The following is a 22,689-nucleotide window of genomic DNA, read 5'->3' as shown; positions in this document are numbered from 1 at the left end:
GGAACCCCTATTGTTCCATTACACCTTTAATAAAGAAGAAATTGAGATCAAGGAACAAATTTCACAACAAGATGCTACCTACCACATAGTCGTTAAATCCGAGTCCATGCGAGCACGTGTCAAAGAGGTACGTCGTTATTTTGAGGGGAACAAAGACTACACGGATGTCCTGTTTTTTTCACGAGAGGATGGTTCTTTCGAAGTAATCGTACGTCACAACATGATAGAATCCTTTTTGATTCACGCCTTTCGCTTCAAATGCTTGCAATCGATTTGTTGGGAATAAAAAAACTCCGCCGTTTTTACATACGGCGGAGTTTTTCATCTACAAAATGGAAAGGATATCGCGAACATCATCGAGAATAAAATCTGCTTTTTCCTCTTCAAACTTGCTGCGTGCGTCTTGACCAGACAGTCCAGTCAATGTCGCTGCAAACTTGCAACCGATCGAGCGAGCCGCTAGAAAATCTGCGAGAGAATCGCCGACGATCAGCACCTCTTCTCCATTTTCGATTGGCAATGAAAAATGGACAGCATCGCTAATCGGTGCATCGAGTCCGAGCAGCCCTTTTACATAGGAATATGGGTGTGGCTTGGACATCGGCGCAAAGCTAGGAAACGCTTCTTCCGCATCGAGTACGTGAGAGGCAGTTACGACACGGTTCGGGTCGAACCATTCCAGTATGTTCATCTCACGGAGGGGAACATGCGTCTCGATCGTAGGGCGCCCTGTTCCAATTCCCAGTGTGTATCCTTTTTCTTTTAATGTGCGAAACAACTCCACCATTTCTGCAGGCGGTACAATCGGAATCTCGTCTGACAAGAAGCCCTTCTTGCCTGGCTGCATGGTTTCACGACCAATCGATGCCGCCACGCGCTCATCACCGAGATACCATTCTTGAAACGTCTTTTGAATCAACTGCCATAGATCACTATTGCGAGAGAACATTTCTGTTGAAACACCGCAACGCTCTTTTGCAATTTGATTTAAGTAGAGCAGCATTTCTGCTTTTTGTGCGGAACCTTTGGCAAAATCTGCGGTGAACGCTGCGTAGTCTACTTGGAAATCAGGAGCATAAGTGGCTGCCCACTCTTTCACTTTTGCCAGTTGCGGTCGATCAATTTGTTCGACAAGAAGGCTCGTTGCTTCTGGTACTTGCGTTTTAACCGCTTCAATCAAACGAATCAACTGATAGGAAAACGCGAGGAAAACCATGTCCCAGTTGGAGTTGATTCCACGTGACTTGATGAAATTCAGCACTTCATCATGAGCGAAAACTTGCTCGCGCACTCGTCTGATTTGCGCTTCTTCTGGCGCAGGCGTGAATTCCTCGCCTGCAAGCCCTACATACTGCGGGCTGTACAAAAATTCCCACACCGTCAATGCAGAAGCATCAAAGTAACGCTCTTCACTCAACATAACCCCGTCAACATCAAATAAGATCGTTTTGATCATTTCTCTCTACACTCCTATTTGTTTTTATGCAGCATCAAGGCGATTGTAAAAGTCGTTCCCTCACCCAGTTTACTTTGCACACTGATGGTGCCCCCGTGTGCTTCGACAAGGTTTTTCGCGATGGCTAGTCCAAGTCCAGTTCCACCTAGTCGTCCACGTGTGCGAGCCTTGTCTGCTTTATAGAACCGCTCAAAAACAAACGGCAAATCTTCTTGCGGAATGCCACTGCCTGTATCGCTAATCTCAACCAGCAACGTTTTATCCCCCCGAGCCCGAATGGTGACGCTTCCCCCACTGGGCGTATGCCGCAGCGCATTATCGATCAAATTCGTTAGCACTTGCTCCATGCGATCAGGATCAATGAGCACATGCGTGTGCGTCGTCGATATTTCGAGGAAGAGGTGGATTTCGCGTTCTCTCGCCAAATTGGTGAATTTGCGTTGAATGCGTTCCAAATACGGACGCAGTTCCATCGTCTCCTGGAACAATTCAACATGCCCCGCTTCCATCCGCGCCAAGCTGAGCAATTCATTCACCAGCTTGGTCATACGCGCTGACTCGTCATAGATGATCTGTGCCAATTCTTTATGCTCTTCCGGTGTAGCCACGATATCATCCACAATTGCTTCACTGTATCCTTGCAACATGGATAATGGTGTTCGCAGCTCATGGGATACGTTAGCCACAAAATCATTACGCATCTTATCCAGCTTGCGTTCCTGCGTGATGTCCCGAAGAACTGCGACAGCACCACGGATTTGATCCCGATCATTCAAAGGTACCATGACAACGGACCATATCCGCCCTTGAACAGGGATATCCTCTGTCACTTCCTGTCCGGTTTGCAAAACCTGCTGATAGAACGAGAACAACGGCACAGGTTCATCCGAATGCTCGAAATCCCAATCTCGCAGGAATCGTTCTGCTGGAGGATTCGTTACGGCCAGCTTGCCGCTCGCATCTATCATCACAACACCATCTACCATACTTCTAAGAACACTCGCCAGCTGCTCCTTCTCTTTGGACAGTGCATCGACTAACTGATTGAGCTTGCTTGCCATCGTATTAAACGAAGCCGCCAGTTCACCTGTCTCGTCTTGAGTCCTGATCGGGATTTCAGCATGAAAGTCCCCTTCCGCAATGCGATGCGCCGTTTCTTTCATCTGACGTAATGGAATCGTAAGACGCGATGAGAGGAAAAAGGCGAATACTGTAGTAGAGACGAATCCGATGACGCCCACCACAAAGATTAAAAATCTGACTTCACTAACCGTATCATCAAAATCTTCAATCGCCTGATACATGACCACTGCGCCCGTTTTCCCTGCTGCCATTTCTAAAGGCACGGCGACCGCAAGCAGTTCATGCTTGTTATTCGTGTGATCAGCGGAATTCTGCACATCAATATAAATCGTTTTGGGAGCAGGATGCTTACCTGCCAGCGCTTCTGGCAAATGCAATGCAGGATTTTGGAGCAATTGCTCTACTGGAATACGAGGGAGTCCAGCCCCCTCGCTCATACCGACTTGCTTGCCTTTTTCATCTAAAATGACCATGCCCGTATGATGGACCAAGCCAAACCTGGAAGCCATCTCCATAGCTGCTGTCATATCCGGACTCTGCGCCAAACCGATTGCGATGCCATCTGCCAGATCGTGCAAATTCTTCGACTGCCGATTGCTATAAAAGCTGTCAAAAGATTGAACGAGCAACAAACTAAAGATCGTCAAGACGAGAGCAAATAAGGCAATAATGGTCATCCATAGCTTTCCGACTACACTGCGAAAAATAACGTCCACTTTACTTAGGCACCTCAAGCTTGTATCCGACGCCCCAAACCGTGGCGATCATATTGGCAGCTTGCGGAGAAACACGGTTCAATTTTTCGCGGAGACGCTTGATATGCGTATCCACCGTGCGCAAATCGCCAAAGAACTCGTAGTGCCACACATCTTTTAACAACTCTTCACGCGTAAACACTTTATCCGGCGACAATGCCAGGTAGTGCAGCAGCTCATACTCTTTTGGAGTCAGGCTCACCTCTTGGCCGCTTGCGATGACTTTGTGAGCATCGTGGTCAATCGTCAATTCCGGGAAAACAAGGACAGAATGACTGTTGAACGTCTCTGTCTTCAAATAAGCTGTCGCGGAAGAGCGACGCAGAATCGCTTTTACCCGGTACATGACCTCACGCGGGCTGAACGGTTTCACGACATAATCGTCTACCCCTGCTTCAAACCCGTGAACGCGGTTCGTTTCTTCCCCTTTTGCCGTCAGCATAATAATGGGGGTTGCCTTGAATTCGCGAACACGCTGGCATACCTCGATCCCGTCCATTCCTGGCAGCATCAGGTCGAGCAAAATGATATCATAGTCACTTCCTACAGCCATTTCGACTGCTTGCTCTCCATTATCTGCTTCATCAATCAGAAAGTTTTCTCTTTCCAAATACATTTTCAGAAGTCTGCGAATGCGTTCTTCATCATCCACTACGAGAATACGTGCCATTTTTTCCATCTGGAACACCTCTTGCTCTCATAATATCGTAAAACCGTTAGAAGATAGTCCAAAAAGCTGGTAGTAAAACCAGCTTTTCGAGGATATTCTACACCCCAGCGTAGGAGTGCAAACCAGCAATGACCAAGTTGACCACGACCAGTGTAATCAAAATAATGACGAACCCGATGACGGACATCCATGCTGATTTTGCACCGATCCATCCTCTGGATAGACGCAAGTGCAAGTAGGCACTGTAGAAGAGCCAGACAATTAAGGCCCATACTTCCTTCGGGTCCCAGCCCCAGAACCGTCCCCAAGCCTCTTCTGCCCAAATCATCGCAAAGATAAGGGCCCCGAGAGTAAACACCGGATATCCGATACTGATAGCTCGATAACTGATCTCATCCAGAAGCTCAGGATCGACACTCTCAACGGAAGGCTTGATTGCAGCCCCTAATCGTTTTCGGAAAATCAAACGCAATCCGCCATACAGAATTACCCCTGTAAGGACTGACCACAGCATCGTGTTCAATTTGCGTGCGGCGTCTTTTCCCTCCATCCAGGTAGGCGCCTCAAAGAGTGGTGACATTGGACCTTCCTTGATGATGGTTGAATCAGTAGGTGCCACAATTGCTGGCAGAATGTACTCCACTTTCGGTTTTACCATCTGTCCTGCTGCATTCATTTCTTCTTTCTTCATCTCAAATACCGTCTTTTGATCCATACGAGCGAACGTAGAATCCATCAAAATGAATCCAACGAGCATGAGGACCACAGCCAGCACAATCTCCAGCCATTTCGTACTTTTCGTCGAAATATGCTGCGGTACAGTACGGATCAAATACATCAAACCCGCTGCGAAACCAACCGCCAAAATCCCTTCACCCAGTGCAGCAGTTGTCACGTGAATGTGCAGCCAGTAGCTCTGCAAAGACGGAATCAATGGGGTGATTTCCTTCGGGAACACGTACGAATACGCGAGCATGATAACCCCTAGCGGAAGTACGAACGCTCCAATCGAGGTCAGCTTGTAGATCCGGTAAATAATTAAGTAGGCCAAGATAATACAGTAATCCAGGAATGCCATAAACTCAAACATGTTACTCGTCGGGCTATGGCCGCCAGCAATCCAGCGAGCAATCACGTACCCTGTTTGCGCCAAGAAACCGATAACGGCTAACCAATACGCAATCCGTCCATAGCGCTCTTCATGTTGTTTGGGATCACGCCCTGCCCAGTTTTTACCCGTCACGGCTACAGCGAAGACGATAGACGAGATGACGTAGAGCAGAAACGCGATATCCAGTAACCAGTCACTCAGTTGAATGAGCTGCACGTTGTTAGTACCCCCTTTGAAGCTTTAGGCCTTGGCCTTCGTTTTATCTTCTATCGTGACAGGGAGCTCCGCTTGTTTAACCAGCCCTTCTACTTCTCTACGTAGACCGAACCAGTTTTTATTCGTGTGAGCTGCTACCAAGATACTTCCCTCTTGCGTCTGTACCCAAACCCGACGATGTTGCCAGAACACACCGATTGCAACGCCTGCAAGGAAAATGAATGAACCGAAATAAATCAGTGGCAATGCTTTGTCCACCCGTACATTCAGCCCTGCAATATCGATTAAATCAGGCATTTTGATGTCGAGTCCGTAACGCGGATCATTTTTCTGTGTAAGAATGGTTCCTTCTAGATAAACCAATTTTTCGTTATAATTGCCATTCTCTCCAATGAGTTCCAATGCCACCATCGGATTTTTAGGCAAATTGGTTTTCGTCGCCGGCTTCCCGTCTTTTCCCATAATAAAATCGGGGAAGTAATCTAAAATCCGTACCGTGAATCCATCCGCAATGGTTTGCTCGGGCTGTGGATTGTACAGATCAATTTTGATAAGGCCGATCTCTTTTTTATTGTTTTTCAAATCGACCACTGTAAAATTAAGCGCTCCAAGCTGCATCTCTTGCACGCCGCTCTGATAAATGTAGAGGCTGTCCTGTTCCATCGGATGATTCACGACGATCGGCCCCTTCTGTACTTCTACCAAATCCGGCTTTTTCCCTGGAACGTCAGCGTTTTTATTTTCATACAAAATGGCCTCTGTCTGGTAGCTCTTCACGATGGCTCCGCCCTTAAGCTCCAGTTGCTCCGGCATTTCTTCTTCCGACCAATACTCTGTCGTGTAGTTCTCGTTTTTTATGTAGTAAGGGGTATTCGGAATCGCTATTGTTTGTCCCTCACGCACCCAGACGTACTCGTCCAAGTAAAAGCCAGGCAGGCTTCGCATCAGGGTACCGACCAAAAACAAGATCAGTCCAATGTGATTAATGTAAGGACCCCAACGGCTAAAACGGCCTTTTTCAGCCATAATCGCCCGTTCCGTGCGGAAAATGCGGTATCCTTTTTCTTTCAATGCAAGAGCAGAGGCGTCCAGTATCGCTTCCTGATTGGCTTCTGGAGCAAGCTCACCCTCTGCAAACAGCTTCTGCCCTTTCAAAAAGGACTTGTGCTGGTTCAATCTAGGCTTCTTTAACGCTTTATACAGCGGTACTACGCGGTCCAGACTACAGATAACCAGGGACGTACCGAGCATAACCAGAAGCGTCACAAACCACCAGGACGAATACATATTGTGAAATCCTAGGCCGTAGAAAATCGTTCCCAGCGTTCCATATGATTCCGTATAAAAACGGGCAACATCTGCTTCTGTCGGTACGGGAACCGGTATGTACATTTGTTGCGGAAAGATGGTTCCGACTGCGGACGCCACCAAAATGACAATAATGATACCGATTGCAATTTTGACCGAAGAAAAAAAGTTCCAGACTCGATCGATTACCTTCGTCTTATTCGTTTGAGAACGTCTTGCCATTCCTTCATAACGCATGTCAGGAAACGATGTCTGCTCGTGGACTTCCACATTCAAAGGCTTCCCGCAAGACTCACAGAGCAGCGTCCCAACCGGGTTGGTATGACCGCATTCGCATTTTCTCTGATCCATCATTGCTCCTCACTTACGGCAAGATTTTTGTTATTTTCGACTCAATCATCGCTTCATCTAACTGCCCAATAAAAATTTCTTGCACTTCTCCATCTGGGTCGATGAAAAAGGTCGTCGGAATCGGACCGATTCGATACAGCTTGGTAATTTCCGATTGACGATCGAGCAAAATAGGGAAGTCAATCCCGAACTGCTTCACGAATGGTTCTACGGCAACTGGCGATTCTCCGATATTGACGCCGACTACAACCAATCCCTTATCTTTAAACTTCGTGTATTGCTCTTGCAATGCCGGCATTTCCTTCTTACAGGGTTCACACCACGTGCCCCAGAAATTAAGGATAACGCCCTTTCCTTTCAAACTTTCCAGAGTCAGCTCTGGTCCATTCAGTTGCTCCAAACTAAAATTCGGAGCATCGCTTCCTACTTTCACAGCACCGGGGTCCTTCACAAAGCTGGAATAGAGTGCAAAGACCAGCGCTACAAGCAAAACACCCAATACCGCGATCCTGACATATGTACGATTGCTTTTGTTCATGACGCCATACTCCCATCTACTGCTAATAAATTGCATCCTTTTCCCATTCTATTATAGCGTTCCTAGTTTTTCCGACAGCGCACAACTTATGAACAGATTTTGAACGAATCAATGTTTCGACCGCGGGCTGCGTTTCTTTTGAACCAATCCCCGCTTCAAGCTCTCCACTTCCTCATGAGTGAGCTTGCGAAATTCGCCTGGCTTCAATCCATCTAATGTGAGAAAACCTAAACGGATTCGCTCCAATGTCAATACCGGATGGCCGATCGCCTCACACATTCTACGCACTTGGCGGTTTCGTCCTTCATGTATGATCAGTTCTACCAATGCCCTTTGGCTGCTAGACTCTGTCTTCAACAATTTGGACTGACCGGGAGAAGTCATGCCGTCTTCCAAACGAATGCCGGTTGCTAGCTTGTGCACTTTTTCCTGGCTGGGGATTCCCTTTACCCATGCCCGATACACTTTATCGATTTCATAGCTTGGATGTGCCAGCCTGTTAGCGAGCTCCCCGTCGTTCGTCAAGAGCAGCAAGCCGGACGTATCGTAATCCAAGCGACCTACTGGATATACCCGTTCTTTGATTCCCTTCAACAGATCGATAACCACCCGTCTGCCTCGCGGGTCTGTGACGCTTGTAATGACACCCGTAGGCTTGTACAACAAGAGATAGACATGTTGCTCCAGCTTAATCTGCTGTCCATTCACCACAATTTTGTCCTTGAGCGGATCGACTTTTATTCCCTGCTCTCGTACGACTTGGCCATTTACCTGCACCTTGCCTTGCGCAATCAGCTCTTCACAATGGCGACGAGAGGCGACTCCAGCATGCGCCAATACTTTCTGTAAACGTTCCATCGTTGGTTCACCTCTACAACATCATACCCATTCTTACTAGTGTGGACAAGAAAAAGGGAAAAACTTCCCCATATTCACGAGGAAGTTTTCACTGTCTACACGATTTGAATTCTATCTAAGCGAAAATGTAGGAAACAATGAGCAGCGAGAATATGACACCAGCCAGGTCTGACCACAAGCCTACCTTTAACGCATAAGCAGAATTGCGAATCCCAACTGCGCCAAAATAAACAGTTAGGACATACAGTGTCGTATCTGTGCTCCCTTGCATGGTAGCTGCCAGTCTACCCAAAAAAGAATCGGGACCGTACTGCGCAATCAGATCTGTTGCAATCGCAAGGGAGCCTGTTCCCGTCAACGGACGAAGCAACGCCAACGGGACCAGTTCTTCTGGAAAATGCAACAGGTCTAGAAGCGGTTTGAGTGCCCGAAGCAGTAGATCCAATGCTCCTGACTCCCGAAACATACTTACCGCAACCATCATGGCAATCAAGTGCGGGAGTATGCGAATGGTAGTGGTTAAACCGCCTTTTGCTCCATCTACAAACGTCTCGTAGACGGGGACTTGTTTTTGCCACCCATACAACAAGACAAAGGCAATTGTAACGGGAATGGCCCAAAGAGAAAGCAGGGATACCCATTGGTACATAAGGACTCCCCCTATCTGTGTCTTCGTATATGCCGATAACGATACATGCGATCAATCAACAGGGCGACAATAGTGGCAGCAAAGGAAGATAACAGCGTAGTGCCTACGATTTCTACAGGATTCACGGAGCCATACTGCATGCGGATTGCGATCATCGTCGTAGGAATAATCGTAATGCTCGCCGTATTGATTGCCAGCAGCGTACACATGGCAGGCGAAGCGTTCTGCTTGTCTGGATTTAGCTTTTGGAGCTCTTCCATGGCTTTCAGCCCCATTGGAGTTGCTGCATTACCAAGCCCTAGCAGGTTTGCGCTCATATTTGAGAGGATGTATCCCATAGCAGGATGCCCTTTTGGTACATCCGGAAAAAGGACTTGAATGATCGGTGACAATACCCGCGCCAACAACTCAAGGAGTCCCGACTTTTCTGCAATTCGCATCAATCCCATCCAAAAGGCGAGAACACTGAGAAGTCCGAGACAAACGGTTACTCCCGTCTTTGCTCCCTCAAACGCTGCTGCGTTAATTGCTTCCATCCGCCCCGTTATGGCCGCAACGACAATGCTAATGACAATGAGCCCGAGCCAGATGACATTAAGCACTCCACAGCCCCCCTGACACGATGTCCCAAAATGGCTGCCACATTGAGCGTGAAGCTTGCGGAGATGCGAAAGTCGGCGCATCCACGCTAACTAGTAACGGAACCTGCCCAATCATCTTCTCCTTTAAATAGAGTTGAAGAAACCCTGCCAGTTGACCATTCATTTTCGCTGTAACCGTCGATTCTCCCATAACGACACGCTTGTGAATCCCCTCTGCCTCTGCCGTTTGCAACGGATATTGAAAAGCGTTTGTTGTGACGAGATGAGTTCCTGCTTCAAGTGTGACTGGCGTGTCAGGCTTTACCTCCTGCCCTTTTTTGACCAGTTCCTGTAGCGGATAATTCGCAAAGCCCCAATCCATCAGCTTGGCGGAGTCGTTCCAGTCATCAGAAGCATTCAGAGTAATCGTCGCTAGCTGTCTTCCGTCCCGCGTGGCGGAAGATGCCAGGCAGCGCTTCGCGAGTTTGGTGTATCCCGTTTTCACACCATCAGCACCGTTGTATAAATGAAGCATCTTGTTTTTGTTGAGTAGGCGCCGGTCCCACTGTTCGCCTTCCCATGAAATATCCTTGACTTTCGTTGAGACGATTTGACGAAACACGGGATTATGTAAGGCGTAGGCGGACAGCTTTGCCATATCCTCTGCGGTGGAGTAATGCTGGTTACTGTCGTCTAAACCATGCGGATTGGTGAAATTCGTATGCTCCATTCCAATCATCGCAGCTTTTTCATTCATCAAGTAAGTGAATCCAGGCACTGACCCTCCAATGTGTGTTGCGATGGTGACGGCTGCGTCATTGCCAGATCGTAGCATCAAACCGTACAGCAACTCTTCAAGCGTGAGCTTCTCCCCATTTTTCAAGTAGATCGATGAGCCTTCAACCCCTACGGCTTGTGGCGGAACCGTTACCTGTGCATCCAATTTGCCCATCTCGATCGCTACGATTGCTGTCATCGTTTTGGTCAAGCTCGCGATCCTCATTTTTTTCGTACCGTTTTTGGAATAAAGAATCCGTCCACTCTCTACATCGATTAGCGCTGCACCTTCTGCTGACAAGCTAGGTGGAGCTACAGCAGCCTTTACTATCGCTGCCGGCGTAAGAGCCATCTGTATAAAAAGAAAAACGACGAGTACGCCGGACAGATTTTTTCGTATGTTCATAAACGTCCTCCCCAATTGAAAACTTGGGCTCAACCTTGACTATAAGTCAAGAGAAAAGCCGTCGTTATACCACGATACACAGGTTTGTACCATAGTATATGGGGACGAGTCGTATGATAGTACGAAAAACTGTCCGAGCTGTAACTAGTCGTTTGTCGATTCTTCTGCTTTTCCGAATAGCGCTGATGCTTCCAGTCGCGCTTCTTCGATATCAAGATTCACAGGCGGTTCTGGCAAATCCCCCAGTTCCCGTAAACCAAAATGCTCCAAAAATTCTTTGGTGGTCGCGTACAAAATGGGGCGTCCGATCCCCTCTGCTCTCCCCGCTTCGCGAATGAGTTGTTTGGATAAGAGGGTGTTCAGTGCTTTTTCGCATTTAACGCCACGGATTTCTTCAATCTCCGAACGGGTCAGGGGCTGCTTGTACGCAACAATGGCGAGAGTCTCCAATGCAGCTTGGGATAGCGTTGACTGACCTGGCGATGTTGCTAGCCGTTCAAAATAGGGTACATGCTCGGGCAGAGTGGTCAACTGATACGCTTTTGCCACTTCCACGATTTGAATACCGCGTCCTGCCCGGCGGAAGTCAGCTTTCATGTCTTCGATCAAATCGATGACCTCTTCTTCCGACACCTCAGTGATTTCACTGATTTCTTTGGCATCGATTCCTTCATCACCCGAGATGAACAGCAAGCCCTCGATTACGCCTTTCAGCTTGTCATAGTCCATCGGTATGGGCTCCTTCCGTTCCGTTTTCACATATGATGATGTCTTGAAACAATTGATTTTGTACACAGGTAATGTGCTTCGCCTTCATGAGCTCAAGCAAGGCGAGAAAGGTCGTCACAATCTCTGTACGCGTCGCCCCTTGAGTAAACAACTCAGAAAACCGAACCATCCCACCGCTGCGTACCGCTTGACGTATCTCTGTCATCCGATCTTTGATGGAGATCTCGTCACGCGACACCTTGGTTATCGGTTCTTTTTCTTTCGTTTTCTTTACCAGCTTTTCCAGCGCGTTGATCAAATCGTAGAGGGTCACATTCGTTACGGTATGATCCTCTTCACGCGCATACGGGGATAAATTTTCTGCGGGACGCGTAAAAACTTGATTACGACCGATTTCCATTTCTCGCAAGTTCTCAGCAAGCATTTTATAGCGTTTGTACTCCAACAGACGCGCAACCAGTTCTTCACGCGGGTCTATCTCGTCTACATCCATATCGAGGAACTGCTGAAAGACATGCTCCTCCTTTTTGGGTAACAGCATCTTGCTTTTAATAGAGAGGAGCGTAGCCGCCATGACTACGAACTCACTGGCCACATCCAGTTGGAGCTCTTGCATCTTGTCAATCGTCGCGAGGTATTGCTCCGTAATTTCCGCTATCGGTATGTCGTAGATGTCCACCTCAGCCTTGTCGATCAGATGGAGCAACAGATCGAGTGGTCCCTCAAAGGAATCAAGTTTGATGCTGTAAGCCAAAAGTCGTCCCTCGTTTCCGTTAGATGAACACGCTTAATATGTTCACTGCAATCTGTTGAATCCAGGTGCTTACAATAGCAAGCGGAATCCCGAAAATGGTAGAGCTGACACCTGGAATGAAAATCAGCAAGAGCAAGATCCACGGTCCGTAAACTTCATAATGATAATACTTCGCATCCCAACTGCGCGGAGACAAGAAACGCAATATTTTGTAGCCATCCAACGGTGGGATCGGCAAAAGGTTAAAGACAAACAGTGCCGCATTGATGATGATACTAAATTCAAGCGTTGTCTCAATGGCAAAGACTGCTTTTTCATTCATCCCTACCAAGACTCCCGAATATTGGACCAGTATGTACCCGATATAAAACAAGATCGACAAAATAAAGTTAATGATCGGTCCTGCTACCGATACATACACAATCCCTAAACGCTTGTTCCCTCGAAAATGAAGAGGATTGATCGGCACTGGTTTCGCCCAACCAAATGGACCAAACAGAATGAGAATCAAACCAAACGGATCAATATGCGGGATTGGATTTAATGTTAAGCGGCCCTCCGATTTCGCCGTATTGTCACCCAGCTTCCAAGCAACAAAGGCATGCGCCCATTCATGCAAAGTGAAAGCGATAACGAACGCGATCAAGCGAAACGGTACCGTTTTCCAATCAAAGTGAAAAAGATCCATTGCTTCCTCCAATCATGCGCGTTCAAAAAGTCATCTTTTTGAACATCCCCAGATAAAAATCGTCTATCTTCTAGCATACCAGCAGATAGATAGGCTTACAACCCCATTCCCGCTTGATCTAGCATGCATCCTGACGAAAAAACACCGACAAGGTTTCCCTCATCGGTGTTCTTGAAACTTCTATTAGCCTACGTTTACTGTACCCATTTTATCGCCCTGCTTGATTGCATCAACGTGTTCCATACCGGAAGTGACGCGACCAAATACTGTATGTACGCCATCGAGGTGAGGGAAAGCATCATACAAGATGAAGAATTGGCTTCCGCCTGTGTCTTTTCCTGCATGTGCCATGGACAGGTAACCGCGCAGATGTTTGTGTGGGTTTCCTTTTGTTTCACATTTGATGGTGTAACCAGGGCCGCCTGTACCTGTTCCGTAAGGGCATCCGCCTTGTGCTACGAAGCCAGGGATAACACGGTGGAAGGACAGACCGTTGTAGAAGCCTTCGCTAGCCAATTTTTCAAAGTTTGCTACTGTGCCCGGAGCTTCTTGATCGAATAGCTCCAGCTCGATTTGGTTACCATTTTCCATGGTGATGAGCGCTTTTTTCATATGTTGAGCCTCCATACCTTGTAAAGTTAACGTACCCATTCTACCATGGAGAACGATTGACGTCCAATTTATCCCTCGATGCGGATCTGCTCTTCGCCAGGCAGCTCACAGTCGGGAATAAAAACAGTACCCGCCCTCGCTTTTGCCATCATTTTCACGTACGCTGCCTTCTCTGCAACTTGTTCTGCACTGGTGTACTTCCCTGCATATAAGACGACACCTGCCATCGACATCGAGAGCTCCTGACCGTCCCCCATTCTGCGCTTTTCATAAATGTCCGAAAAGTACGGCGTAAAAGCATCCATAATAAACAAGACAACATCATTCGCACATGGTGCTGTCGTGATCAGGATAAAATCATCTCCGCCAATATGGCCAATGAAGTCAGACCCGCTTCCGTACCATTTCGAGGCTTCCCGCAACAAGTTCGCCGTTCGAACGATAATCTGATCACCCACTTCAAACCCGTAGCGGTCGTTAAACCATTTGAAACGGTCGAGATCACAGTAGATGACCACCTGATGATCATTCCGTTTCAGCCGTTGATTCAATTCCCTTTCAATCTGCACATTCCCCGGCAATCCTGTCAGCGGATTGGCAGAGCTCGCTATCTCGAGCTTTATGGAGGCCATTTTGTCCAACAGCTTCTGCACGGTAACGATACCGATGTACTCGCCATTCTCATCAATAATAATGACCACATCATACAAATGATAAGCATCTCTGGCCATCGCCCGCTTCGCTACCTCATCCAACTTGTCGTCTTTCGTGGCTTTGAGCGGGTTGGTATTCATGATTTGAGAAACGGGCCTTTCATAATACAGCGCGATTCCGTATTGACCACCGAGAATTTGATACAGAGAAAACCGCATGACAAGTCCAACCGGTATGCCATTCTCCAACACTACCACGCTTTCAATCCGCTGATTTTGTTCAAAAATCTCATGGATGCGTCTTACTTTCACGTGCTTTTCAACACTGATTGTCTTCGTCAAAATTTCCGTCATAGCCGGAGTGGGCAGCGTTTGTTCTGCTTCTTGCTCAATCCGCCTTTCCATTGTAAACCGCAGAAAGTTCATAGCCTTTCCACATAGCTGCGCCATCCCTTTGTCCGGCTTGCCTAAATAGTAACCCTGTCCATAGATAACACCGACGTCCATGAGTGTTTCCAGCTCACGCTCCGTCTCGATCCCTTCTGCTATGATTTTGCAGTTCACTTTGTCAGCAAAGGATACAAACGTCTCCAACAACGCCTGCTTAATCGGATCGACATCGATATTGCGAATCAATGACATATCGAGCTTAATAAAATCTGGATAGATTTCTGTAATCGATTCCAAGCTGGAGTACCCTGCTCCCGCATCATCTACGGCAATCATATAGCCTTGCTTGCGGTACTCCTCAATGATTTTTCGAAAGGCAGCGTAATTTGTAATCGCGTGGCGCTCTGTTATTTCAAAAACAATGTTTTGTGGCGTCAGCTCATACTCTGCCAAAAGCATCTGCACCCTGCCACGCAACAGAAACGGATCGTCAATCGCCCGTGGGTCCAAATTGATAAATAGTTTTTCATGCGGCTTTAGGTAGCGGATATGCTCCAATGCCCGCTTGCGACATATATGCTCCAAACGAAACACTGTATCCGTCTCTTGTGCATAATCAAACAAGGCGGCGGGAGTTGCAAAGAGACTGTTGACCGGTCCTCGCGCTAATGCCTCCCATCCCAAAGCTTCGCCATTTGGCAAATGAATGATCGGCATGAAATGCATCTGAACGTTTTCTTCTGCAAGCAGCTTGTGAAATTGTCTGATGTGCGTATATTTTTCGGAGGTAATCCCATACTTGGCCATATGTACAGCATGTTTGACAGAGGTATACATCTCTTTTACGATATCTTCTCCGATAATTTCCGCATAGCCGATATGGACACGAAGCTCCTCGCGATTGACGAAGCTTACTTGTCGATTTAACTGTCGTTCAGCCAACTCCTGAAAATGAATCGATAGCATTTGACAGTCTTCCTCACTCATCATTTGCGAAAAGGAAGTGTAGATCGCAAAATCATCTCCCCACAGCTTTTGAATCGCGATGATTCTCCCTTTGATTTCAAATGCTTGACGAGCTACAGCTGGCAAAATGCTTTCAAATATATGAAGAACTCTCTTGGCACTCGTATCGCCATAGCGATGCTCTACCTCTGTCAGCTTGACGATATCTATATAAAACATGACGACTTTTTTCTCTCTCTCCACTTCTTGCCGAATCATCGCCTTCATCCATTGGCGTTTGTCCAATGAAATATAGGGTATCCGTCGAAACCGCTTCATTAGAGTCGACAACATGATGAATCGCTCCCCCTCACCCTTTCATTATGCCGAGAAAACATTAAGCAATCATGAATGGGAGATGAAGGAAATACAAAACCTTCCCAAACGATCGGGAAGGTTTGTTCATTTTTTATGAAGTTTAGCGCATAAGCTGCGCGCGTTTTGGCAAAACATCGTGACCAACTACTTCTGCGTACGTTTCGCGTCGCACGACCACTTCTGCTTCTCCGTCCTTGACAAATACAACAGCAGGACGAGCGATTCGGTTGTAATTGTTCGCCATCGAATAACCATATGCACCTGTGCTTGGAACTGCGAGAATATCACCGGCCTGTGCTTCTGGCAGCTTCACATCCCAGATGAGCATATCCCCTGACTCACAGCACTTCCCTGCAATCGAAACAACTTCTGTGGCAGTTGCATTCATTTTGTTCGCAATCGCTGCTTCGTATTCTGCATCGTACAAAGCCGGTCGCAGATTGTCTGTCATGCCCCCATCGACCGCAATATATTTCCGGACATTAGGAATGTTCTTTTGCGATCCAATTCGGTACAAGGTTGTCCCTGCATCCCCTACAATACTCCGACCTGGCTCGATCCAAATCTCAGGTAGAGGAATCGCAAGCGCTGTGAGCTCTTGGCGAACGATATCTGTAATGGCTTTGATATACGTTTCCGCTGGCTGCGGTGTATCGCCTTCTACATACCGAATACCGAATCCGCCTCCTACATTCAGCACTTCTGGGAGGAATCCCAGCTTTCCTTTTGCTTCGCCCAACAGTTCTGTCAATCGTTTGACAGCAACGAGGAAGCCTTCTGTTTCAAAAATTTGTGAGCCAATATGACTATGAACTCCCAATAAATGGAGATGATTGCTTTCGTGAGAGAATTGAATCGCCTCAAGTGCCTGGCCGTTTTGCACGTCAAAGCCAAACTTGGAGTCGATCTGCCCTGTAGAAATGTATTCATGCGTATGAGCTTCTACACCCGGTGTGACACGCAAGAGAACGGAGACCTTTTCGTTCCGCTCTTCGGCCAATTGCGCCAAGATGTGCAACTCATAAAAATTGTCCACAACGAAGCAGCCAATTTTGGCGTCTAGCGCCATGATTAACTCATCATGAGATTTGTTGTTGCCATGAAAATGGATGCGTTCTACGGGAAATCCAGCTTGCAGAGCCGTGTACAATTCGCCGCCAGATACTACATCGAGTGACAAGCCTTCCTCTTCAATCAACTTGCACATCGCCATCGTGCAAAAAGCTTTGCTCGCGTAAGCAACCTGGAAGGAAAAACCCGTATTGTGAAACGCATTGACAAATTCCCGGCATTTGGTGCGAATTTGTTGTTCGTCATACACATATAAAGGTGTTCCGTAAGTTGCAGCTAGCTGTGTTGTATCACAGCCTCCGATTTCCAAGTTTCCTTGTTCATTCACTCGACTTGTCCCGTGTAAGTACATGTTTCGTTTCCTCCCCAATTCATTCGCACCGATGATGTATATAGACAACCTTTTATAGAGAAAGGCAACCAACAAGGAGCGTCAGTTGCCATACAGAAACTTTTGTTCGTAAGGCTTCCCTACAATTTACTACAAGGCTGTGCGTTTGACAATGGGTGATGTCATCCGTTTTCAGAATATTATTGCCGAGAGGAATTTTGTGAGCGAACGATACTCGGCCTGTTGTTTTTGCTGGGCACAGCCAGCCGTACCACAATGTCCTTCATCCCTTTGTAGTTGAATGGAATGAACGGCCATAAGTAAGGTGTATTGAGCGAACGGGTGGAAGCCAAGAAAATCAGGATGAGCGTAAGTCCGATCATCAGTCCCGGTGTGGAGAAAAAGCCCACCATGAGAATCAGAAACAAGCGAATCATTCGATTGGCCAAGCTCAACTCATAACTGGGAGTCGCGTACATCCCAATTGCCGCCACTGCCAAATACAAGATAACCTCGGGTGCAAGGAGTCCTACCTTGATCGCCACATCCCCGACCAGAATCGCGGCCAATAAGCCTACGGCAATCGAGAGCGGCGCTGGCGTGTGAATGGCGGCCATCCGCATCAAGTCCAGACCGACCTCAGCGATCAAGAATTGTGCCAAAATAGGAATGCTCCCCATCTTCTTGATCCCCAGGAAGTGAAGTGGCTCCGGTATCATGGAAGGGTGCATGACCAAAAGTAACCAGATCGGCAAAACAAAGACGGAAGCAAAGATTCCCAAAAAACGAATCCAGCGCAGATAAGCACCGATTACCGGTGTTTGTCGATACTCCTCCGCATGCTGTACATGATGAAAATAAGTGGCGGGTGTGATCATGACACTCGGCGAAGTATCCACATAAATCAGTACGTGACCTTCCAATAGATGTACAGCAGCCACATCGGGACGCTCTGTATATCGTACTAACGGGAAAGGGTTCAAAGTCTTTCCAATGATAAATTCTTCGACGGTTTTTTCCGCCATCGGTATCCCGTCTATCTGGATGTTTTGTAGACGCTCCTTTAACGTTTGGACGAGCTCTTCATTCGCTACATCATGCAAGTAGGCAACTGCAACGTCTGTCTTGGTACGCTCCCCAATCTGCATGATTTCAAATCGGAGCCGTTCATCACGTATTCTTCGGCGGGTAAGAGCTGTATTGGTTACGAGTACTTCTGTAAAACCGTCATGCGCTCCACGCACGATTCTCTCCGTATCTGGCTCCTGCGGTGTGCGATTTGGCAGGATTTTGGCATCGAGGATAATGGCGTGGCAAGATCGGTCAATGATCAATCCTACTTGACCGACGAGCAATTTATCCATAAATTCGTCTGTCGTTTCCACCTTACTGAGCTGAAAGAAAGGAATAAATTTGTGGAACAACTGATCGAAAGCGTCCTCCGCCAGCTCCCGGTCACGCACATCGTTCAACTCACGCATGACCTGTGAAATCAGTAAGCTTTCAGCGAAGCCATTTATGTAATACAACAACATGCGTGTATGACCCACATAAAAATCATGGACCCCAATATCAAAGCTCTTACCGACACCAAGTCTGTCGTTCAAATACCTCTGATTCTCTTCAAGATAACTCGAGATGGGATGCCGTTTTTCCGTGACTTGTGCCATGAGCGCCGCTCCTTTCCATTATCCATTGCACCGCTCTCATCGTTATAGGACAACCGTTCTGCAAACTATCTCTGCCTTCCATTTTGCCTATATCTCCAATGCCGATGACATTCGGTATATGCAGGGAATTCAAGATGTCTACCGTATCTCCATAAATATGATGCTGAAGCTGCTCGTCTGCGTACCCATCCTTGTCCACGGCTTCGTCTACAATTTGTCCTTGGTTGTTTACGGAATAAGCGACAGTCGCACCCTTGACCCAGTGTGTATTCGAAGCTACTGCAATCGCACCGATTACTTCGATATCAGGATGCTTCACCACGTATTCAAGTGCTCGTTCCCCTCTACCCTTGCCGTAATCTCCGTTGTCATCGAACATGACGATGACAGGATCATATGGTGTCATTTTAATGAGCTCGACCATCTGATTGCCTCGCAGCGGAGTCGGATTCCCGGCAGACAGTGATATACATCGACCACCAAATTGCTTGGCGACATTCTCGATAACTTTTTGGGCAATATGATCTCCGTCTGTCACCAATATGACTTTCCGGCGTACTGTGTCCATGCTGGGTCACCGCCTTTTATTGCCTGGACTTACCCTTTGGGTTTAAAGATGAGTGAGGCAAAAAATCCGAATGCAATTGCAGCCGATATACCCGCACTCGTGACCTCAAAAATCCCCGTTGCCACACCGATCAACCCATGTTGTTCAGCCTCGCTGATGGCTCCATGGTACAAAGAATGACCGAAGCTCGTAATCGGTACAGTCGCACCTGCACCTGCAAAATCAATAAACTTGTCATACACCCCGATAAAATCGAGAAAAACTCCTGCCACAACCAGCGTACTCATGACATGAGCAGGCGTTAACTTGCCAACATCCAGAAGGAGCTGACCTACTACACAAACCAAGCCCCCTACGACAAAAGCAATCAGGTACTCCATCATTTTCCTCCTTCAAGTGCAACCGCATGGGCGATGCATGGTATCGAATTGCCCTGCTGATAGCTCACCGGGCTTAAGAGGGCTCCCGTGGCGCAGACCAACACGTTTTTCAGTAACCCACGGTTAAGTTGATCCAAAATGTAGCTATACGTGACCACTGCACTGCTGGCACAACCGCTCCCGCCTGCAAATACATCCTGATCGGGGGAGTAAATCATCATTCCGCAATCATTGTAGACTTGATCCATGTCGTATCCTTCTGTCAACATGAGCTCCTTTAGAATCGGAAACCCGACAGCTGCCAGATCACCAGTCACGATCAAATCATAGGATTGTGGGGAGCGCCCCGTATCTTGAAAATGAGTCTGGATCGTAGAAGCAGCCGCTGGCGCCATGGCCGTCCCCATGTCAAACGGGTCTTTTATCCCCATATCCACTACTTTTCCCATCGTCGCATACGTAATGCGCGGACCATTTCCCCCTATCCCGACCAATCCCGCACCGGCTCCTGTGACTGTCCACTGGGCGCTTGGCGGCTTCTGGCCTCCATATTCCGTGGGATAACGATACTGCCTTTCCGCTGTGGCATTGTGGCTACTACAAGCAGCAATCGCCCTGTTCGCATAGCCTGCGTTTACCAAAGCCGCCGCATTTGCTAGTGTCAGCATCGAGGTAGAACAAGCGCCGTACATGCCCAAAAGGGGAATCGCCACCTTTTCTGCTGCAAAGTTGGTGGTGATGTTCTGATTCAACAGGTCACCGGCGAGAATGATATCCACATCCTTGCCCGTGATCCCCGCCTTTTGCAGCAAGGTGTTGACTGCATCCTCCATTAACTGGCGTTCGGCGTCTTCCCACGTCTGTTGGCCTGCATACATATCGTCGTGGATCTTATCAAACAAGTGTGCCAGCGGCCCTTCTCCTTCTTTTGGTCCCACAGCAACTGCCGAGCTTTGCAAGCGCACATTTTGATCGAAGTGCCAGGTTTGCCGATTGACTCGTTTCACTGGTTGATTGTTTGACACCGACAGCCCTCCCTTAGAAAAACATGTTGATCAGGCTCTTTAAAATTCCCGCAATGAAAGCAGCAACAACCCCAAATACAATGACCGAGCCAGCAAGCTTAAACATATTTCCCCCAACACCGAGAACATACCCTTCGCTCCGATGTTCGATAGCAGCAGAAGCGATCGAGTTGGCAAAGCCTGTAACAGGCACGGCTGATCCTGCTCCGGCATACTGCCCGATATTGTCATACACACCTAACCCTGTCAGCAAAACGGATAGAAAGATAAGCGTCGCAACGGTTGGATTGCTTGCCGTTTTCTCCGTAAATCCGAAAAAGGTAATATACATATTTTGAATGGCCTGACCCAACAAACATATGGTCCCTCCTACCCAGAAAGCACGAAACGAGTTAAGCAGAACATTTCGTTTGGGCTGGAACTTGGAAGCCTGCTGTTGATACAGTTGCTTGGTCATATGCATCGATCCGGGGTTTTTGGATTTTGTTTTGGTTGCCATGCCCTTTCACTCCCTTTGTAAGCTTTCTTCCTATATCCTTCCTTTTTCTAAAGATGCCTATGAATAGTGGTATTTACCATTTCACAGATGGAGCAGCCATTGCAGTAAGGAACCCGTCACTTTTCCCAACACCACTGCCATCAATAGAAAGAGAAGACTGCCATCCATGTGGATTCGCTTCGCTAATATCGGGAAGACATTCAGTACCTCAGTTAAGCCTGCGGCGAGTGTTCCCACAAATATCCCAGCAAATATCCCGTAAATCGAAGAAACGATAACGGGCAAATGAGCACCCCAGTGAAAAAAATCAATGAACGTAAAAAAAAGCGCTCCTGCCACCAAGGCCCATTCCAGCGAGCGGATATATCGATGAGCATTCGTTAATTGTGTCAACCTCGGAATGATGTCCAGAACGGTAATAAACGCGACCAACCCGCTCCCTACTGCAAGACCTCCACCTAGTCCGATCAACATAAGCAACAAGCACTGGATGACGCTCATTTCTTCGTCCGTTGGTTTTCCTTGTTTTCATTTTGTATGTAGTATTGATCAAGGCTTTGCTGATACATAAACAATTCAACTTCTAACGGACTAGGTTCTTCGTTGATTTTTTTCTGGAAGATATGATTGAAAAACAGAATCATCCCCAAGCCGATCCCGATGGAGTAAGGAATTTGCATCCACAAAGGCTGATGGCTTTTTTCACCTGTAATCAAATAGTAGATTCGCTCGTGAACCTGCATCATACTGACATCGGTGTGGAAATTCATGATCGCCAAGCCTGAGCCAATGAACAGCAGAAGCCACACCATCGCCACCAAAATCGGGTTCGCTTTCTTTCGTGGATTGAGTACCTCCACAATAATTTGGGGTGCACCCTGGACGTCCAATTCCACGTCGGGATAGACAGAACGCAGCCTTTTAATCACCTGCATAATATCGATAATGATCAAATTGCCATCCGTTGGCGTTGTCTGGTAAATGGGCATCCGCTTTAACGCTTCCTCGCGCTCTCCATCCCAGTAAAGCTGGCAAATGTCCCCAAGCGTAATCATGGCTTGTGGCTTTACGGCCAATCGCTTTCTCAGGCGCAGAAACAACGCGTCTTTCATGGTACCTTCCCCTTCCATCACATACCTGATTATTCGCTAGTATGTGCCGAGCCACAAAACCCATGCAAATAAACGGAAATGAACAAAACACCCCAGCCACGTAGTGACCGGAGTGTTTGTATCAG

General features: G+C 47.5%; 24 protein-coding genes. 1 reads left to right on the top strand and 23 read right to left on the bottom strand.

The window, feature by feature from the left end:
* The first annotated feature begins 10 nt into the window (after nucleotides 1–10).
* Nucleotides 11–286 (top strand): hypothetical protein, encoded by a 276-nt coding sequence (locus tag AB432_RS12810; RefSeq protein WP_235617677.1) that lies wholly within the window; start codon nucleotides 11–13, stop codon nucleotides 284–286.
* 39 nt (nucleotides 287–325) lie between these two features.
* Here AB432_RS12810 and AB432_RS12805 read toward each other — a convergent pair whose 3' ends face one another.
* The 23 genes from AB432_RS12805 to AB432_RS12695 form a co-directional block, all read right to left on the bottom strand.
* Nucleotides 326–1,456 carry an HAD family hydrolase gene (locus tag AB432_RS12805; RefSeq protein ID WP_048032602.1) on the bottom strand — a complete coding sequence of 377 codons (1,131 nt, stop codon included), beginning with the start codon at nucleotides 1,454–1,456 and terminating at the stop codon, nucleotides 326–328.
* Between the two features lie 14 nt (nucleotides 1,457–1,470).
* Nucleotides 1,471–3,255, bottom strand: coding sequence for an ATP-binding protein (locus AB432_RS12800; protein WP_048032601.1), 1,785 nt, complete (start codon nucleotides 3,253–3,255; stop codon nucleotides 1,471–1,473).
* Nucleotide 3,256: 1 nt separating this feature from the next.
* The gene (locus AB432_RS12795; RefSeq protein WP_012686105.1) at nucleotides 3,257–3,973 is read right to left on the bottom strand and encodes a response regulator transcription factor; all 717 of its coding nucleotides are present in this window, start codon (nucleotides 3,971–3,973) and stop codon (nucleotides 3,257–3,259) included.
* 88 nt (nucleotides 3,974–4,061) lie between these two features.
* Nucleotides 4,062–5,291, bottom strand: a complete 1,230-nt coding sequence (gene ccsB / locus AB432_RS12790) for a c-type cytochrome biogenesis protein CcsB (RefSeq protein ID WP_048032600.1) — start codon at nucleotides 5,289–5,291, stop codon at nucleotides 4,062–4,064.
* 24 nt (nucleotides 5,292–5,315) lie between these two features.
* On the bottom strand, nucleotides 5,316–6,950 hold the full coding sequence (resB, locus tag AB432_RS12785) for a cytochrome c biogenesis protein ResB (RefSeq protein WP_048032599.1): 1,635 nt from the start codon (nucleotides 6,948–6,950) through the stop codon (nucleotides 5,316–5,318).
* Nucleotides 6,951–6,963: 13 nt separating this feature from the next.
* Nucleotides 6,964–7,488, bottom strand: coding sequence for a thiol-disulfide oxidoreductase ResA (resA, locus tag AB432_RS12780; protein ID WP_048032598.1), 525 nt, complete (start codon nucleotides 7,486–7,488; stop codon nucleotides 6,964–6,966).
* A 108-nt stretch (nucleotides 7,489–7,596) separates the two neighbouring features.
* A complete protein-coding gene (locus AB432_RS12775) occupies nucleotides 7,597–8,346 on the bottom strand; it encodes a pseudouridine synthase (RefSeq protein ID WP_048032597.1) in 750 nt (249 codons plus the stop codon).
* A gap of 115 nt (nucleotides 8,347–8,461) precedes the next feature.
* On the bottom strand, nucleotides 8,462–8,995 hold the full coding sequence (locus tag AB432_RS12770; RefSeq protein WP_048032596.1) for a spore maturation protein: 534 nt from the start codon (nucleotides 8,993–8,995) through the stop codon (nucleotides 8,462–8,464).
* Between the two features lie 11 nt (nucleotides 8,996–9,006).
* Complete coding sequence (locus AB432_RS12765; RefSeq protein WP_048032595.1) at nucleotides 9,007–9,597, bottom strand: nucleoside recognition domain-containing protein; 591 nt, start codon at nucleotides 9,595–9,597, stop codon at nucleotides 9,007–9,009.
* Nucleotides 9,590–10,759, bottom strand: a complete 1,170-nt coding sequence (locus AB432_RS12760) for a D-alanyl-D-alanine carboxypeptidase family protein (RefSeq protein ID WP_048032594.1) — start codon at nucleotides 10,757–10,759, stop codon at nucleotides 9,590–9,592. Before AB432_RS12760 ends, AB432_RS12765 begins: the two co-directional genes overlap by 8 nt.
* A 144-nt stretch (nucleotides 10,760–10,903) precedes the next feature.
* A complete protein-coding gene (gene scpB / locus AB432_RS12755) occupies nucleotides 10,904–11,488 on the bottom strand; it encodes an SMC-Scp complex subunit ScpB (protein WP_048032593.1) in 585 nt (194 codons plus the stop codon).
* Complete coding sequence (locus AB432_RS12750) at nucleotides 11,478–12,242, bottom strand: segregation/condensation protein A (RefSeq protein WP_048032592.1); 765 nt, start codon at nucleotides 12,240–12,242, stop codon at nucleotides 11,478–11,480. The genes scpB and AB432_RS12750 overlap by 11 nt, the downstream gene beginning before the upstream one ends.
* A gap of 19 nt (nucleotides 12,243–12,261) precedes the next feature.
* Complete coding sequence (locus AB432_RS12745; protein WP_048032591.1) at nucleotides 12,262–12,930, bottom strand: site-2 protease family protein; 669 nt, start codon at nucleotides 12,928–12,930, stop codon at nucleotides 12,262–12,264.
* Nucleotides 12,931–13,113: 183 nt separating this feature from the next.
* Entirely contained in the window at nucleotides 13,114–13,542 is a 429-nt protein-coding gene (locus AB432_RS12740) for a peptidylprolyl isomerase (RefSeq protein ID WP_048032590.1), read from the bottom strand.
* A gap of 68 nt (nucleotides 13,543–13,610) precedes the next feature.
* A complete protein-coding gene (locus AB432_RS12735; protein WP_048032589.1) occupies nucleotides 13,611–15,884 on the bottom strand; it encodes a GGDEF domain-containing protein in 2,274 nt (757 codons plus the stop codon).
* Nucleotides 15,885–16,008: 124 nt separating this feature from the next.
* Complete coding sequence (lysA, locus tag AB432_RS12730) at nucleotides 16,009–17,331, bottom strand: diaminopimelate decarboxylase (protein WP_048032588.1); 1,323 nt, start codon at nucleotides 17,329–17,331, stop codon at nucleotides 16,009–16,011.
* 179 nt (nucleotides 17,332–17,510) lie between these two features.
* Nucleotides 17,511–18,980, bottom strand: a complete 1,470-nt coding sequence (locus AB432_RS12725) for a spore germination protein (protein ID WP_048032587.1) — start codon at nucleotides 18,978–18,980, stop codon at nucleotides 17,511–17,513.
* Nucleotides 18,934–19,548 (bottom strand): stage V sporulation protein SpoVABEA, encoded by a 615-nt coding sequence (locus tag AB432_RS12720; RefSeq protein ID WP_048032586.1) that lies wholly within the window; start codon nucleotides 19,546–19,548, stop codon nucleotides 18,934–18,936. The genes AB432_RS12725 and AB432_RS12720 overlap by 47 nt, the downstream gene beginning before the upstream one ends.
* Before the next feature lie 29 nt (nucleotides 19,549–19,577).
* Nucleotides 19,578–19,928 (bottom strand): stage V sporulation protein AE, encoded by a 351-nt coding sequence (gene spoVAE, locus AB432_RS12715; protein ID WP_007724093.1) that lies wholly within the window; start codon nucleotides 19,926–19,928, stop codon nucleotides 19,578–19,580.
* Nucleotides 19,928–20,953, bottom strand: coding sequence for a stage V sporulation protein AD (spoVAD, locus tag AB432_RS12710; RefSeq protein ID WP_048032585.1), 1,026 nt, complete (start codon nucleotides 20,951–20,953; stop codon nucleotides 19,928–19,930). Before spoVAD ends, spoVAE begins: the two co-directional genes overlap by 1 nt.
* A 13-nt stretch (nucleotides 20,954–20,966) precedes the next feature.
* Nucleotides 20,967–21,452, bottom strand: coding sequence for a stage V sporulation protein AC (spoVAC, locus tag AB432_RS12705; RefSeq protein WP_048032584.1), 486 nt, complete (start codon nucleotides 21,450–21,452; stop codon nucleotides 20,967–20,969).
* Nucleotides 21,453–21,533: 81 nt separating this feature from the next.
* Nucleotides 21,534–21,953 (bottom strand): stage V sporulation protein AB, encoded by a 420-nt coding sequence (locus AB432_RS12700; protein ID WP_048032583.1) that lies wholly within the window; start codon nucleotides 21,951–21,953, stop codon nucleotides 21,534–21,536.
* On the bottom strand, nucleotides 21,950–22,564 hold the full coding sequence (locus AB432_RS12695; RefSeq protein ID WP_048032582.1) for a stage V sporulation protein AA: 615 nt from the start codon (nucleotides 22,562–22,564) through the stop codon (nucleotides 21,950–21,952). The genes AB432_RS12700 and AB432_RS12695 overlap by 4 nt, the downstream gene beginning before the upstream one ends.
* Nucleotides 22,565–22,689 lie beyond the last annotated feature (125 nt).

This window comes from Brevibacillus brevis (assembly GCF_001039275.2).
In the GTDB taxonomy this organism is placed as follows: Bacteria; Bacillota; Bacilli; order Brevibacillales; family Brevibacillaceae; genus Brevibacillus; species Brevibacillus brevis_C.
Note: the sequence above shows the minus strand (reverse complement) of the source record. Positions and strands in the feature narration are given on the sequence as shown.

Bases quoted from the DNA above. Each gene is read 5' to 3' on its own strand.
- AB432_RS12805 (WP_048032602.1), bottom strand. From the start codon at position 1,456: ATGATCAAAACGATCTTATTTGATGTTGACGGGGTTATGTTGAGTGAA.
- AB432_RS12795 (WP_012686105.1), bottom strand. From the start codon at position 3,973: ATGGAAAAAATGGCACGTATTCTCGTAGTGGATGATGAAGAACGCATT.
- resB (WP_048032599.1), bottom strand. From the start codon at position 6,950: ATGGATCAGAGAAAATGCGAATGCGGTCATACCAACCCGGTTGGGACG.
- resA (WP_048032598.1), bottom strand. From the start codon at position 7,488: ATGAACAAAAGCAATCGTACATATGTCAGGATCGCGGTATTGGGTGTT.
- AB432_RS12775 (WP_048032597.1), bottom strand. From the start codon at position 8,346: ATGGAACGTTTACAGAAAGTATTGGCGCATGCTGGAGTCGCCTCTCGT.
- AB432_RS12770 (WP_048032596.1), bottom strand. From the start codon at position 8,995: ATGTACCAATGGGTATCCCTGCTTTCTCTTTGGGCCATTCCCGTTACA.
- AB432_RS12760 (WP_048032594.1), bottom strand. From the start codon at position 10,759: ATGAACATACGAAAAAATCTGTCCGGCGTACTCGTCGTTTTTCTTTTT.
- scpB (WP_048032593.1), bottom strand. From the start codon at position 11,488: ATGGACTATGACAAGCTGAAAGGCGTAATCGAGGGCTTGCTGTTCATC.
- AB432_RS12745 (WP_048032591.1), bottom strand. From the start codon at position 12,930: ATGGATCTTTTTCACTTTGATTGGAAAACGGTACCGTTTCGCTTGATC.
- AB432_RS12740 (WP_048032590.1), bottom strand. From the start codon at position 13,542: ATGAAAAAAGCGCTCATCACCATGGAAAATGGTAACCAAATCGAGCTG.
- AB432_RS12735 (WP_048032589.1), bottom strand. From the start codon at position 15,884: ATGTTGTCGACTCTAATGAAGCGGTTTCGACGGATACCCTATATTTCA.
- lysA (WP_048032588.1), bottom strand. From the start codon at position 17,331: ATGTACTTACACGGGACAAGTCGAGTGAATGAACAAGGAAACTTGGAA.
- AB432_RS12725 (WP_048032587.1), bottom strand. From the start codon at position 18,980: ATGGCACAAGTCACGGAAAAACGGCATCCCATCTCGAGTTATCTTGAA.
- AB432_RS12720 (WP_048032586.1), bottom strand. From the start codon at position 19,548: ATGGACACAGTACGCCGGAAAGTCATATTGGTGACAGACGGAGATCAT.
- spoVAE (WP_007724093.1), bottom strand. From the start codon at position 19,928: ATGGAGTACCTGATTGCTTTTGTCGTAGGGGGCTTGGTTTGTGTAGTA.
- spoVAC (WP_048032584.1), bottom strand. From the start codon at position 21,452: ATGGCAACCAAAACAAAATCCAAAAACCCCGGATCGATGCATATGACC.
- AB432_RS12700 (WP_048032583.1), bottom strand. From the start codon at position 21,953: ATGAGCGTCATCCAGTGCTTGTTGCTTATGTTGATCGGACTAGGTGGA.
- AB432_RS12695 (WP_048032582.1), bottom strand. From the start codon at position 22,564: ATGAAAGACGCGTTGTTTCTGCGCCTGAGAAAGCGATTGGCCGTAAAG.